The sequence below is a fragment of the Enterobacter sp. NFIX58 genome (assembly GCF_900110475.1).
Lineage (GTDB): Bacteria > Pseudomonadota > Gammaproteobacteria > Enterobacterales > Enterobacteriaceae > Enterobacter > Enterobacter quasiroggenkampii.
Window position 1 is genome coordinate 1,221,413 of sequence record NZ_FODW01000001.1, and the last position, 12,972, is coordinate 1,234,384.

Sequence of the window (12,972 nt, forward strand, 5' to 3'; positions counted from 1 at the left end):
CTGGGGATAAAAATGATAAAAAAAGTACGTGAAATAAAGCTGCATAACTACGTTTGTTATGGTCTTGCTGATGTAATAGGCTCTGGCGCGTTCACGCTGGTGAGCGCATGGTTACTCTTCTTCCTGACCACCTTCTGCGGCTTAACGCCGATTGAAGCAGGCTCGCTGTTTGCCGTGGCGCGCATTGTCGACGTCATCATGTGTCCGCTGATGGGCTATGTCTCCGATAACTTCCATAAAACCCGGCTGGGCCGTCGTTTTGGTCGTCGCCGCTTCTTCTTGTTGGTCAGTATTCCACTGGTGTCGGTCTACAGCCTGCTGTGGGTAGAGGGGTTTAACTACTGGATCTATCTGCTGGTCTATATTCTGTTCGAAATCGTCTATTCGATGATTATTATCCCTTACGATACGCTCTCCGCAGAAATGACCTCCGATTTTAGCAAGCGTTCGAAGCTGACCAGCGCCCGTATGTATATCGCCCAACTGGCGGGATTTGCCGCCGCCTTTCTGCCGGGACGCCTGGTGGCTTATTTTGGTTCAGACTCCGCAGATTCGTTCTTTTATGCCGGCGCGATCTTCACGCTCTCATTTATGGTCGTCCTGTTCTTTGTCTACTTCGGTACCTGGGAACGCTCGCTTGATGAGATAGAGCAATGCGAGCGTCACGTTGACGAGGGGGAAAAGCAGCCGCTCCTCGCCCGCGTTCACGCCATCTGCTACGACTTCCTGTCCACGCTGAAAATAAAAACTTTCCGCTCGCACCTGGGGATGTATCTGGGCGGCTCAGTTGCCCAGGATATCTTCAATTCGGTATTCACCTACTTTGTCGTCTTCGCCCTGATGACCACCCCGGTCATGGCCTCCAACCTCCTGGCGACCATCAACGGCATGCAGTTCTTTGGCGTCGGTGTAGCAACCTGGCTCACGCTGCGTTTCTCACCCTCACGCGCGTTCGCCACCCAGGCAACACTCGCCCTTCTGGCTTTTCTCCTTTTCGGCGCGGCATGGGTAAACGGTTCTACCAGTATGGCCCTGCTCTATCTGACGGCAGGGATTGCGGGTCTGGCGCGCGGGGGGATCTACGCGATCCCGTGGAACAACTACACCTTTGTGGCGGACGTGGACGAAATCCTCACCTGCAGCCGCCGCGAAGGGATCTTTGCTGGCTTTATGAGCCTGTTGCGTAAAGCCTCCCAGGCGCTGTCAATCTTCCTGGTCGGCGTTGCGTTGCAACTCTCCGGCTTCGTTTCAGGGCAGAGCCACCAGCCGGGAACGGCCATCACAATGATCGTGATTATCATGATTGCGCTCCCCGTTGTGCTCACGCTCTGGGGGATATGGTCGGCCTTCCAGTTCAAGGTGAACAGCCGTACTCATGCCATCCTTAACGAGGAGGTTGCACGCCTCAAACGTGGCGGAAAGAAAGACGCTGTCAGCGCTGAAAACAGAGCAGTGATTGAAAGTCTTACCGGCTTACCTTACGAGCAGTGCTGGGGGCAGAACACGGTGGGCCACGTCAATCGTAGCCAGATGAAATCCCGTTCGACCGTACAACTGAAAAATGCCTGATGTTCCGGGCGGGCAACCGTGCCCGCCCGGCAGGAAGAAGAGAACAACATGACTGAACATAACCTGGTGATGCAACAAGGGATATGGGCGCGGATAGGATTACCCCGGGAGCTTAGCTGGGGATTCATCGGTGTTTTTTTATTTATAACCGGAGCGACCATCGAACAAAGCTGGCTGGCTTCACTTTTGCAGCAGAGGGGCTTTGATCCTGTTGAAATTAGCCTGCTCTCATCCATCTTCGGCCTGTGCGTTGCCGCTGTCTCCTGGTTTTCCGGTATCGGAGCAGGCGTGCTGGGGGTGCGCCGGCTGATGTGGATCGCGACGGTGGTCTATTTTATCGGCTCGGTGCCCTTTATTTTTGTTGCCCTCCCCCAGAATAACTATCCGCTCATGGTCGCAACCTACGCGCTACGCGGGGTGGCTTACCCGCTGTTTGCCTACTCGTTTCTGGTATGGATAAACCAGCGCTGCGAAAGCCGTATTTTAGGCCGTGCGGTCTCCTGGTTCTGGATAGCCTTCGGTGTCGGAATGACAATTGTTGGCCCGTGGTACTCCAGCATGATGCTGGCCCGCATGGGCGAAACGGGCACGCTGTTGAGCGGCTTCGCGTTTGTTCTTTGCGGCGGGTTTTGTGCACTGGTCCTCAACCACGACCGGCCCGTTTTCAGGGACGGTTATCCGCTGAGAACAGCGCTTCTGGAGGGGATTATCGTCCTGGTGCGAGAGCCGAAAATGCGTCTGGCGGTCGTGGTGAAAACCATCAATGACATCGGTAAATTTTCGCTGGTGATCCTGATGCCGGTCTATTTACCGCAATTTGGCTTTAGCATTGCCGAGTGGCTAACAGTCTGGGGCCTGGTCAATATTGTGAATATTTTCGCCAGCTATCTGTTTGGCTGGCTGGGCGATTGCCTGGGCTGGCGAAAAACGGTGATGTGGTTTTCCGGTACGCTATGCGGCGTAGCCTCCATCGCGGTGTGTTATGCCCCCGTGCTGTTTGGCCACAGCACCCTCGCCCTGTTTCTGGCGCTCGCCCTTTACGCTATCGGCCTGGGGGCGTTTGGCCCGCTGAGCGCCCTGATCCCCTCGCTGCTGCCGGAAAACAAAGGGGCGGCGATCTCCTGTCTCAACCTTGGTTCGGGGCTAAGCAATTTCGCCGGCCCCTTCATCGTCACCGTGTGCGTCGCGCCATTGGGTGTGGAAGGGACATTGTGGGTAATAGCCGTACTCTATTTCACCGCCAGCCTGATGACGGTACCGCTGCGTCTACCGGAAACGGCGGCACGGCCGAACGCTTAAGCCGTTTCATCGCCTGCCAGTTTTTTTACCGTCCGGCCAAATGCCTCAATTGCCAGAGCAACATCCTCAGCCATCACCGATTCCGCCGGATGGTGGCTGACCCCGCCCCTGCAGCGCACAAACAGCATCCCCACCGGCCAGCGTTCCGCCAGGGCGATGGTGTCATGCCCGGCGCCGCTGGGCAGGGATAACGAGCGCCCCTGCACCGATTCCACGGCGTCGCCCAGCAGGTGCTGCAAACGCGCATCACACGGCGTGGCGGCGATCCGGTAAAACTCCTCGGCGCTGAAGCTCAGCCCGCGACGAGCGGCAATCGCCTGCGCCTGCGCCAGCAGCTCAGTGAGCAGCGCGTCAAGCGGGGCATCCTGCGGGCCGCGAATATCCAGCGAGAGCGCAACCTCGCCGGGGATGACGTTGACCGCACCGGGCAGGCAGCGCAGTTCACCGACCGTCGCCACCCGGTTGCCGCCCTGCTGTCGGGTGGTGTTTTCAATCAGCACCATCCATTCGGCGGCGGCGGCCAGGGCATCCTTACGGTGATGCATCGGCACGGTACCCGCATGCCCGGCCTCGCCGGTGAAGCGGCAGTTGAGGCGGCGCGCGCCGTTAATGGCTTCCACCACGCCCAGCGCCAGCCCTTCCTGCTCCAGACACGGTCCCTGTTCGATATGCAGTTCCAGGCAGGCGCTAAAATCGTCCTGATGACGTGCCGCGAGCGCCACGCGGGCAGGATCGAGCCCCGCCTGCACCATCGCCTGCGCCACGCTGATGCCCTGAGCATCACACGTCTCCAGCCAGCCCTGCGGCCAGGTGCCCGTCAGCCCCCGGCTGCCTAGCAGGGTGATCCCAAAACGGGTTCCCTCTTCGTCACCAAAGCCGACAATCTCTATGGCCTGCGCCAGATGCACACCCTGCTGGTGTAGACTATCCACCACTTCGATGGCGGTAAGCACCCCGAGCATGCCGTCGTAGCGCCCGGCGTTGCGTACGGTGTCCAGATGCGAGCCAAGCAGCACCGCCTGGGCTCCCTCCTGCGCGCCTTCGTAGCGTCCACAGATGTTGCCCACGCTGTCCTGCCAGACGGTCATGCCCGCCTGGCGCATCCACTCCCCGACCAGCTGGTTGGCCTGCAGATGCTGCGTGGAGAGATAGACCCTTGTCAGCGCATCCGGGGTTTCGCTGATGGCGGCCAGCGCGTCGGCGCGCACCATCACCCGTTCTGCCGCCGGGCTCATTGCGGCGTCTCGCGGCGATAGTGGTCCCACGCGGCCTGCATGGCGGCCCCCTGCGTGGTGGCAAATTTGAGGTAGTTCAGCACCGACTCCAGCGCGCTCAGGGTGGTCATCACGCAGTCCTTGCGCGCGTTATAGCCCATGGTGCCAATGCGCCACACTTTGCCGTGCAGCGGGCCAAACGAGGTGCCGATTTCAATCCCGAAATCCTCCAGCATCAGCTTACGCACCTGGTCGCCGTTGACGCCCTGCGGAATGACCACGCCCAGCACGTTGTTCATCTTGTGCTTCAGGTCGCCGAAGGTCTCCAGCCCCATCGCCTGAATCCCCTTAAGCAGCGCATCGCCGTGCAGCTTATGACGCGCGATGCCGTTATCCAGTCCTTCCTGCAGGATCAGCCGCGCGCATTCGCGGGCGCCAAACAGCGCGGTAGTTGCTTCGGTGTGGTGGTTCAGCCGCTCCGGCCCCCAGTAGTCCATCACCATGCCGAGATCGAAGTAGTTGGAGTAGATCATCTCCTCGTCGCCATCGCGGTGGGCGTCAGTGCGAATGCCCTCCTCCACGCACTTGCGGCGGCGGATCGCCTCTTCCATCCGCGCGCTCAGGGTGATCGGCGACGTGCCCGACGGGCCGCCGAGGCATTTCTGCATCCCGGCCGATACGGCATCCAGCCCCCAGGCGTCGGTCTCCAGCGCGTTACCGCCGAGCGACGCGGTGGCGTCGGTGTAAAACAGCACGTCGTAGCGGCGGCAGATCGCGCCCAGCTCCGCGAGCGGCTGCAGCATGGTGGTGGAGGTGTCGCCCTGCACGGTCAGCAGCAGGCGCGGACGAATACGTTTTATCGCATCCTCGACCTGGTCCGGGGTAAACACCTCGCCCCACGGCACCTCGATGGTATGCACCTCTGCACGGCAGCGGCGGGCAATTTCGCACAGCAGGTGGCCAAAGCGGCCAAAGACCGGCACCAGCACCTTATCTCCCGGTCGAATGGCGGAAACCAGAATGGATTCAATTCCCGCGCGGGAGGTGCCGTCCACCAGCATCGTCCAGCGGTTCTCGGTGCGGAATACGCCGCGATAGAGCGCCATCACCTCGTTCATGTAGTGGGTCATGGCCGGATCGTACTGGCCGATCAGCTGGCTCGACATGGCGCGCAGCACGCGCGGGTCGGCGTTGATCGGGCCCGGGCCCATCAGCAGACGCTGGGGCGGGTTGATTTGCGGAAAGTGTGCGATATCCATTGTTCAGTCCTTATCAGTTGAGGCCGCGCACGGAGGAGATGAACTGCTTCAGTTCCGTGGTCTGCGGGTTGGCGAACAGCGTTTTGCTGTCGCCCTGCTCCCAGACTTTCCCCTGGTGCATAAACACCACGCGGTCGCCCACTTCGCGGGCAAAATTCATTTCATGGGTAACCAGTATGAGCGTCATCCCCTCGGCCGCCAGCTGCTCCAGCACTTTGAGCACTTCGCCCACCAGCTCCGGGTCAAGCGCGGAGGTGATCTCGTCGCAGAGCAATACTTTCGGCGACATCGCCAGCGCGCGGGCAATCGCCACGCGCTGCTGCTGGCCGCCGGAGAGGCTCGACGGGTAGTAATCCAGACGATCGCCAAGGCCAACCTTCTCCAGCATCTGCTGCGCCAGCGCACGGCATTCGGCGGCGCTTTTTTTCAGCACCCGGCGCGGGGCGAGCATCACGTTCTCCAGCGCCGTCATATGCGGGAACAGGTTGAAGCTCTGGAACACCATCCCGACCGAGCGGCTGATTTCACGCGCCTGGGAATCCCGGTCGGTAATGGTCATGCCGCCCAGCTTGATGCTGCCGTCCTGATAGCCTTCCAGGCCGTTAATGCAGCGCAGCAGCGTGCTTTTGCCCGATCCGCTGCGCCCGATGATGGAGATCACCTGGCCCATGTCGATATCCAGATCGACGCCCTTGAGCACGTGGTTATCGCCGTAGTACTTCTGCACCTGATTAATGGTGATGAGAGGCATTGAATTTCGTCTCCAGATAGCGGCTGTAGCGCGACAGCGGATAACACAGAATAAAGTAGCCCAGCGCCACCAGCGCAAAGACCTTAAACGGCTGATAGGTCACGTTGGTCAGCATGGTCCCGGCCTTGGTCAGCTCGACAAAACCGATAATCGACGCCAGCGCGGTACCTTTGATCACCTGCACGGCAAAGCCGACCGTCGGCGCAATGCCGATGCGCAGCGCCTGCGGGGCGACCACGCGAAACAGGGTCTGGCCGAAGGTCAGCCCCAGACAGCGCGACGCTTCCCACTGCCCTTTCGGCAGGGCGCGAATGCTGCCGTACCAGATATCGAGCAGAAATGCGCTGGTGTAGAACGTCAGCGCCAGCGAGGCGGCGGTCCACGGCGAAACGTCGATGCCGAACAGCGCCACGCCGAAGAAGGCCAGGAACAGCTGCATCAGCAGCGGCGTGCCCTGAAACAGCTCAATATAGCCGCGGATAATGCGCTTCACCGTGCGCCCGCCCGTCAGGCGCAGCAGCAGGAGCGGCAGCGTTACCACCGCCCCGCCGACGAACGCCACCAGCGACAGCAGCACCGTCCAGCGTCCGGCCAGCAGCAGATTGCGAATAATGTCCCAGTCGGTAAAGGTGGTCATCATGCCTGCACCCCCAGCCATTTCCGTCCTGCCGCCATCATCAGCTGGCGCAGGGTAATCGACAGCGCTAAGTAAATCCCGGTGGTCACCAGATAGACCTCAAAGCTTAAAAACGTTCTGGACTGGATCAGGTTGGCGGCGAAGGTCAGCTCTTCATAGGAGACCTGCGACACCACCGACGAGCCGAGCATCACGATGATGCACTGGCTCACCAGCGCCGGATAAATGCGCTGCAGCGCAGGCGGCAGCACCACGCGGATAAAGGTCTGCAGGCGGGTCAGCCCCAGCACGCGACCGGCCTCCCACTGTCCTTTCGGCGTGACCTGAATGCCCGCGCGAATAATCTCGGTGCTGTAGGCGCCCAGGTTGACCACCATGGCCAGCAGCGCCGCTTCCCCCGCCGTCATCTTCAGACCCAGGTTCGGCAGGCCGAAGACGATGAAAAACAGTTGCACCACAAACGGCGTGTTGCGGATGATCTCCACATACCCGCCCCAGATCCGGCTGTACCAGGTGGTGCGTCCGCTGCGGATCGCTGCCCCGATAATCCCTGTTGCCAGCCCGCCGACGGTGGCCATCACCGTCAGCTGAATAGTGACCCACAGCCCGGCCAGCAGCTCCGGCCAGTGCGGCCAGAGGGCGGAAAAATCAAGTTGCTCAGTCATCGGCTCAGGCGCCAAGGTTTGCCGGCAGCGGGGCCTTCAGCCATTGCTCAGACAGACCGTTCAGCGTGCCGTCCTTAATGCCCTGCTCGATCAGCGCGTCCACTTTTGCCTTCAGGGCCGGTTCGTTTTTCTTCAGGCCAATGAAGCACGGCGAGTCTTTCAGCATAAAGCTCGGCACCGGGGCTTTCGCCGCGTTCTGGCGCGAAATGGCCGCCACCACGAGATTGCCGGTCGCCACGTACTGCACCTGGCCGGACAGATATGCCGACAGCGTGGTGTTGTTGTCTTCGTAACGCTTCACGGCCGCGTCTTTCGGCGCCAGGCCGGTCAGCACCATGTCCTCCACCGCCCCGCGCGTCACGCCGATGGTTTTTCCGCTGAGCGCGGCGGCATCCTTCAGTTCAGCCCCTTTCGGGCCAAACACGCCGAGGAAGAACGGCGCGTAGGCGCGGCTGAAGTCGATTACCTTCTCGCGCTCCGGGTTTTTACCCAGGCTGGAAATGACCAGATCCACCTTGTCGGTTTGCAGGTACGGCACGCGGTTGGCGCTGGTCACCGGCACCAGCTGCAGCTTGAGCTTCATCTGTTTAGCGAGATAGCGCGCCATGTCGATGTCATAGCCCTGCGGCTGCAGATCGGTTCCCACCGAGCCAAACGGCGGGAAATCCTGCGGAACGGCAATGCGGATGGTGCCGCGTTTCTCAATATCCTGAAGCTGGTCAGCCTTTGCCGGCAGCTGTGTGAAGAGGCATGCTGCCCCGGCCAGTGCAATCAACAATTTTTTCATGGTGCTTCCCCGTAACGTTAACATGAAACAAAAGATTCTTTGAATGTGATTTTGCAACTAATGTGCCAGGTCAGGCGAAACGGGGGATATTGTCATAAAGCCTGATAAAGCGGGGAATGGCGAAAAGGGGGCGCTCTTTTACGCCCCGTCTGATTGCACTGTTTTAATGCAAAGCACCAGCCTGATGCCCCATTATCGCTGTTCCAGCTCGTCCAGCTGCTGGTAGAGGGAGGCAATCTCGTGAATGCGCGGGCGGCCCTTATCGAGAATGTCATGCAGGAAGGCGTTCGCCAGCAGGTTGATCAGACTGTTGACCGACGAATAGCTGTCATAGGCGGAGACGCTGTCCAGCGGGGTGCAGAGCTGCCAGCTCGCCAGCGGGAACAGGCTGTGGGCCTGCGGCTCGCACATCAGCAGCACCGGAATACCGCTACTCTGAAGCTGCTGCATCAGCGGGCGAATGATGCGCGGGCGACGGCGGAAGGCCATCATCACCACCAGATCGTCCGGCGTTAAGTCCACCAGCTCCTCGCTCAGGCTCTGCCCCGGCTGCGGCAGCACCAGCACATGACCGCGCGCCTGCAGCAGCTGCTGGCGCAGGTGCAGCGCCGCCGGATAGGCGTTACGCATGCCGATAATAACGATCCGGCGCGCCCTGACCATGCAGGCCATGGCGTCGGCAAACTGCTGCGCGTCGAGGGCATTGACCCACTGGGTCAGGTTTGCCATCTCCTGCTTATAGTGGCGCGCCAGCAGCGTATTGCCCTGCACCGCATCGCGATTGTCGGTGAGCGGCATCCCGCTCTGGCGCAGGGTGCGCAGCTCTTCGCGCATGTCCTTATATTTCTCATAGCCCAGACGCTTAAACAGACGGCTCACCGTGGCTTTCGATACCCCGCTCAGCTGCGCCAGCTCGGCGCTGTTGTAGCTAATGAGGTCGTCAAAATGATCGAAAATAAAATCTGCCACCCGCTGCTCCTGCGGCGACAATGACGCGTATTGTGCTTTCAGTCGTTCATCAAGCTGTTCCATAACGCCTCTGTAACGTTTGTTTCATCTCATGCTCATTATTCATTAAGCATGCCAGCTTCTGCGGCAACTGGCATGAAACTTTTTATTCAGAACTGGAACAGCTTTTGCAGCACCTTGTGACTTTCAGGGTTACGAGGACTCTTCATGCAAAGTAATGTCTCCACACACGGTATGGCGGTTGCGCCCCACCACCTCGCCAGCCAGAGCGCGCTGGCAGTGCTGCGCGAAGGCGGCAGCGCCATCGAAGCGATGGTCGCGGCGGCGGCCACCATCGCCGTGGTCTATCCGCATATGAACGGGCTGGGCGGCGATGGCTTCTGGCTTATCGTGCCCCCGGAAGGCGATCCCATCGCCATCAATGCCAGCGGCGCGGCGGGATCGCGCGCGACGCTGGCCGCCTACGACGGGCTCACGCAGATCCCCCATCGTGGCCCCCGTGCGGCGCTGACCGTCGCCGGAACCGTCAGCGGCTGGGACGAGGCGCTGACGGTTTCGCGCGAGATGACCGGCAAGGCGCTGCCGCTGGCCCGCCTGCTGGCCGACGCTATTGACTATGCGCAAAACGGCACGCCGGTCACGGCCTCTCAGGCCCACGCCACGGCCAGCAAGTTCGACGAGCTGAAGGACGTTCCCGGCTTCGCGGAAACCTGGCTGGTGGACGGCAAGCCGCCGCAGGTCGGGAGCCGCTTTTACCAGCCCGCCATGGCCACGACCCTGACGCGCCTGGTGGAGGACGGTCTCGACAGCTTTTATCGCGGCCCGCTGGCGGAAGTCCTGGCGCGCGGCATGGAGACGCTGGATCTCCCCGTGACGCTGGCCGATCTCAACGCGCACGCCGCCCGACGCACCGTGCCGCTGAAGCTCAAGCATCAGCAGGGAGAGATCTTTAACCATGCCCCGCCGACGCAGGGGCTGGTCTCGCTGGCGATACTCGGCATTACCGACCGCCTGAACATGGCGGAGGCCGACGATGCCGACACTCTTCACCGTATCGTGGAAGCCACCAAGCTGGCCTTTGGCCTGCGGGATGCCCACATCACCGACCCGCGCGCGCTGAACACCGATGTTCAGCAACTGCTGGATCCCGCCGCCCTCCAGGCGCTTGCCGACAGGGTTGACGACGGACGCGCGGCGCCGTGGGGAACCGGAAAAGGTCCCGGCGATACGGTGTGGATGGGGGTGATGGACAGCAGCGGGCTTGCCGTGTCGTTTATCCAGAGCCTTTATCACGAGTTCGGCAGCGGCGTGGTGCTGCCCAATACCGGCATCGTCTGGCAGAACCGCGGCGCATCCTTCAGCCTCGATCCCGCCCATCTTCTGGCCCTCGCGCCGGGCAAACAGCCGTTCCACACCCTGAACCCGGCGGCGGCGCGTCTGAAGGACGGTCGCGTGATGGTGTATGGATCGATGGGCGGTGACGGACAGCCGCAAACCCAGGCTGCGCTCTTTACCCGCTACGTTGTTCAGGGCGTCCCCCTGCAGGAGAGCATTACCCGCCCGCGCTGGCTGCTGGGACGTACCTGGGGACAAACCTCGGACACCTTAAAGCTTGAAGGGCGTTTTTCACCCGAGACGGTCACGCGCCTGCGGGCACTCGGTCACGAGGTGGAGCTTTTTCCTGACTTTAGTGAAGCCATGGGCCACGAGGGCGCGATTGTCCGCCACCCCAACGGGCTGTTCGAAGGGGCATTTGACCCGCGCAGCAACGGCACAGCCGCCGGATTCTGAGGAGAAAACAATGACGACACACCAACCCGACTGGCAGGCGTACCTGGCGCAAATGGAAACCGTACTCGGCGTGACGCTGGATGACGCCCGCCGCGCCGAGCTGCAGCTGCAGTTCAACCGCATTGCCAGCATGGCCGCCCCGCTGATGGCGCTGCCGCTCGACGACCGTCTGGAGATTGCAGGAGTGTATAAAGCATGACGCTACACGAGATGAGTATCAACGCGATCCAGCAGGCGCTGAGCGCGGGGGAGCTGAGCGCCCACGAGATCGCCCGACAGACGCTGGAGGCGATTGCGCGCGTAAATCCGCAGCTCAACGCCTGGACCACCGTGACGGAAGCACGCATGCTCGCCGAAGCCGATAATATTGATACCCTGCGACGGGAAAAGCGTCCCCTGCCGCCGCTGGCAGGTGTGCCTTATGCGGTGAAAAACCTGTTCGACGTTGCCGGTCACACCACCCTCGCCGGGGCCGAGCTGTTCAGCCAGCGCCCTGCCGCCGCGGCTGACGGCTTTGCGGTACGCCAGCTGCGCAGCGCGGGCGGGCTGCTGACCGGGATGGTCAATATGGACGCCTACGCCTACGGCTTTACCACCGAGAACAGCCACTACGGCACGACGCGTAACCCGCACGACCTGGCGCGCATTGCGGGCGGGTCGTCCGGCGGGTCAGCGGCCGCGGTGGCTGCCGGGCTGGTGCACTTTTCACTCGGCACCGACACCAACGGGTCGATTCGCGTTCCGGCCTCCCTGTGCGGCATCTACGGCCTGAAGCCCACCTTTGGCCGCCTGTCGCGCGCAGGAAGCCATCCGTTTGTCCCGAGTCTGGATCATATCGGCCCCTTCGCCCGCCGCGTGTGTGACCTGGCGTCCGTATATGACGCCCTGCAGGGACGGGACACCAGCGACGGTTTTCAGGCAGAGAGCTCCCGGGAACAGACGCGCCCCCTGCTCGATCGCGGGCTTGACGGCCTGCGCTGCGCGGTACTCGGCGGCTACTTCACCACCTGGTGCGACGCGGACGCCAGAGAGGCCGTGGCGCGGGTGGCGAAGGCGCTCGACGTGCAGGATGAACTGGCGTTCCCGGACGCCGAGCTGGCGCGTTCCGCGGCGTTTATCATCAGCGCCGCCGAAGGGGGAAATCAGTACCTGCCCGCGCTTCGCCAGGAGCCAGCGCGTTTTGAACCGCACTCCCGCGAACGCCTGCTGGCCGGGGCGATGATCCCCTCCGCCTGGTACATTCAGGCCCAGCGGTTTCGCGCTCACGCCCGGCAGGCGTTTAAAACCTTATTCGCGCAGGCCGACGTGCTGATCGCCCCGGCCACCCCGCGCAGCGCCACGCTGGCAGGCGAGCAAACCATGGAAATTAACGGTCAGCCGCTGCCCATTCGCGCCAGCATGGGGATGCTGACCCAGCCAATTTCGTTTTTGGGCCTGCCCGTGACCACCGTTCCGCTACGCACCGCGCAGGGCGCGCCCATCGGCCTGCAGCTGATTGCCGCGCCGTTTAACGAGCAGGCCTGCCTGCGCGTCGCGCGGGTTCTGGAGGAGAGCGGCATCACCGATGCCCGTCCGGCGGAGATAGCAGCATGATGAATCACGATGACATTAACCTCCCGTGGGTGGTTGCCGAGGTGACGGCCGCGTTTTACCGCTATGAGGACGCGCTGGTGAGCAACAACGTTGCGGTGCTGGACGAGCTGTTCTGGCACGACAAAAACACGGTGCGGCTGGGGGCGGGGGAAAACCTGTACGGAATTGATGAAATCCGTGCCTTTCGCGCGGCGCGCCCCGCCGCCGGGCTGCAGCGGACGCTGCGCCACACCGTCATCACCACCTTCGGGGAGGATTATGCCGTGTGCAGCACCGAGTTTACCCGGGAGAGCACAGAACGCATTGGCCGCCAGCAGCAGACGTGGGTGCGGTTTGCCTACGGGTGGCGCATCGTGGCGGCGCAGGTGAGTTTGATGGTGTAACGCTGAAAAACCTGCCCGGTGGCGCTGCGCTTACCGGGCCTACGATGTCCCGTAT

Annotated in this window: 13 protein-coding genes; 6 read left to right on the forward strand and 7 right to left on the reverse strand. The window is 61.8% G+C overall.

The window, feature by feature from the left end:
* Positions 1 to 12 precede the first annotated feature (12 nt).
* Both BMW97_RS06070 and BMW97_RS06075 read left to right on the forward strand, forming a co-directional pair.
* The gene (locus BMW97_RS06070) at positions 13 to 1,569 is read left to right on the forward strand and encodes an MFS transporter (protein WP_045908324.1); all 1,557 of its coding nucleotides are present in this window, start codon (positions 13 to 15) and stop codon (positions 1,567 to 1,569) included.
* A 48-nt stretch (positions 1,570 to 1,617) separates the two neighbouring features.
* Positions 1,618 to 2,868, forward strand: a complete 1,251-nt coding sequence (locus tag BMW97_RS06075) for an MFS transporter (protein WP_045908325.1) — start codon at positions 1,618 to 1,620, stop codon at positions 2,866 to 2,868.
* Here BMW97_RS06075 and hpxK read toward each other — a convergent pair.
* The 7 genes from hpxK to hpxU all read right to left on the reverse strand — a co-directional run bounded on the left by hpxK (position 2,865) and on the right by hpxU (position 9,213).
* On the reverse strand, positions 2,865 to 4,103 hold the full coding sequence (hpxK, locus tag BMW97_RS06080) for an allantoate amidohydrolase (RefSeq protein WP_045908326.1): 1,239 nt from the start codon (positions 4,101 to 4,103) through the stop codon (positions 2,865 to 2,867). The genes BMW97_RS06075 and hpxK overlap by 4 nt on opposite strands.
* Entirely contained in the window at positions 4,100 to 5,341 is a 1,242-nt protein-coding gene (locus tag BMW97_RS06085) for a pyridoxal-phosphate-dependent aminotransferase family protein (RefSeq protein ID WP_045908327.1), read from the reverse strand. The genes hpxK and BMW97_RS06085 overlap by 4 nt, the downstream gene beginning before the upstream one ends.
* A gap of 13 nt (positions 5,342 to 5,354) precedes the next feature.
* On the reverse strand, positions 5,355 to 6,092 hold the full coding sequence (locus BMW97_RS06090; RefSeq protein WP_023327069.1) for an amino acid ABC transporter ATP-binding protein: 738 nt from the start codon (positions 6,090 to 6,092) through the stop codon (positions 5,355 to 5,357).
* A complete protein-coding gene (locus BMW97_RS06095) occupies positions 6,073 to 6,729 on the reverse strand; it encodes an amino acid ABC transporter permease (protein ID WP_071882588.1) in 657 nt (218 codons plus the stop codon). The genes BMW97_RS06090 and BMW97_RS06095 overlap by 20 nt, the downstream gene beginning before the upstream one ends.
* Positions 6,729 to 7,394 (reverse strand): amino acid ABC transporter permease, encoded by a 666-nt coding sequence (locus tag BMW97_RS06100; protein WP_045908453.1) that lies wholly within the window; start codon positions 7,392 to 7,394, stop codon positions 6,729 to 6,731. The genes BMW97_RS06095 and BMW97_RS06100 overlap by 1 nt, the downstream gene beginning before the upstream one ends.
* A 4-nt stretch (positions 7,395 to 7,398) precedes the next feature.
* Positions 7,399 to 8,181, reverse strand: coding sequence for a transporter substrate-binding domain-containing protein (locus BMW97_RS06105; RefSeq protein WP_090392589.1), 783 nt, complete (start codon positions 8,179 to 8,181; stop codon positions 7,399 to 7,401).
* A 192-nt stretch (positions 8,182 to 8,373) separates the two neighbouring features.
* Positions 8,374 to 9,213 (reverse strand): MurR/RpiR family transcriptional regulator HpxU, encoded by an 840-nt coding sequence (gene hpxU, locus BMW97_RS06110; protein WP_045908329.1) that lies wholly within the window; start codon positions 9,211 to 9,213, stop codon positions 8,374 to 8,376.
* Positions 9,214 to 9,357: 144 nt separating this feature from the next.
* On the opposite strand from hpxU, the gene hpxW reads away from it, so the two are divergent.
* From hpxW to hpxZ, 4 genes are read left to right on the forward strand one after another with little or no spacing between them, the layout of a single operon-like run.
* Positions 9,358 to 10,941, forward strand: coding sequence for an oxamate amidohydrolase (gene hpxW, locus BMW97_RS06115; protein WP_090392591.1), 1,584 nt, complete (start codon positions 9,358 to 9,360; stop codon positions 10,939 to 10,941).
* A gap of 10 nt (positions 10,942 to 10,951) precedes the next feature.
* Complete coding sequence (gene hpxX, locus BMW97_RS06120; protein WP_045908331.1) at positions 10,952 to 11,140, forward strand: oxalurate catabolism protein HpxX; 189 nt, start codon at positions 10,952 to 10,954, stop codon at positions 11,138 to 11,140.
* Positions 11,137 to 12,534 (forward strand): AtzE family amidohydrolase, encoded by a 1,398-nt coding sequence (locus BMW97_RS06125; protein ID WP_090392593.1) that lies wholly within the window; start codon positions 11,137 to 11,139, stop codon positions 12,532 to 12,534. The genes hpxX and BMW97_RS06125 overlap by 4 nt, the downstream gene beginning before the upstream one ends.
* Positions 12,531 to 12,917 carry an oxalurate catabolism protein HpxZ gene (hpxZ, locus tag BMW97_RS06130; protein WP_008499851.1) on the forward strand — a complete coding sequence of 129 codons (387 nt, stop codon included), beginning with the start codon at positions 12,531 to 12,533 and terminating at the stop codon, positions 12,915 to 12,917. Before BMW97_RS06125 ends, hpxZ begins: the two co-directional genes overlap by 4 nt.
* The last annotated feature ends 55 nt before the right edge of the window (positions 12,918 to 12,972 follow it).

Excerpts from the sequence above, each read along its gene's own strand:
- BMW97_RS06070 (WP_045908324.1), top strand. The coding sequence starts at position 13 with ATGATAAAAAAAGTACGTGAAATAAAGCTGCATAACTACGTTTGTTAT.
- BMW97_RS06075 (WP_045908325.1), top strand. The coding sequence starts at position 1,618 with ATGACTGAACATAACCTGGTGATGCAACAAGGGATATGGGCGCGGATA.
- hpxK (WP_045908326.1), bottom strand. The coding sequence starts at position 4,103 with ATGAGCCCGGCGGCAGAACGGGTGATGGTGCGCGCCGACGCGCTGGCC.
- BMW97_RS06085 (WP_045908327.1), bottom strand. The coding sequence starts at position 5,341 with ATGGATATCGCACACTTTCCGCAAATCAACCCGCCCCAGCGTCTGCTG.
- BMW97_RS06090 (WP_023327069.1), bottom strand. The coding sequence starts at position 6,092 with ATGCCTCTCATCACCATTAATCAGGTGCAGAAGTACTACGGCGATAAC.
- BMW97_RS06095 (WP_071882588.1), bottom strand. The coding sequence starts at position 6,729 with ATGACCACCTTTACCGACTGGGACATTATTCGCAATCTGCTGCTGGCC.
- BMW97_RS06100 (WP_045908453.1), bottom strand. The coding sequence starts at position 7,394 with ATGACTGAGCAACTTGATTTTTCCGCCCTCTGGCCGCACTGGCCGGAG.
- BMW97_RS06105 (WP_090392589.1), bottom strand. The coding sequence starts at position 8,181 with ATGAAAAAATTGTTGATTGCACTGGCCGGGGCAGCATGCCTCTTCACA.
- hpxU (WP_045908329.1), bottom strand. The coding sequence starts at position 9,213 with ATGGAACAGCTTGATGAACGACTGAAAGCACAATACGCGTCATTGTCG.
- hpxW (WP_090392591.1), top strand. The coding sequence starts at position 9,358 with ATGCAAAGTAATGTCTCCACACACGGTATGGCGGTTGCGCCCCACCAC.
- hpxX (WP_045908331.1), top strand. The coding sequence starts at position 10,952 with ATGACGACACACCAACCCGACTGGCAGGCGTACCTGGCGCAAATGGAA.
- BMW97_RS06125 (WP_090392593.1), top strand. The coding sequence starts at position 11,137 with ATGACGCTACACGAGATGAGTATCAACGCGATCCAGCAGGCGCTGAGC.
- hpxZ (WP_008499851.1), top strand. The coding sequence starts at position 12,531 with ATGATGAATCACGATGACATTAACCTCCCGTGGGTGGTTGCCGAGGTG.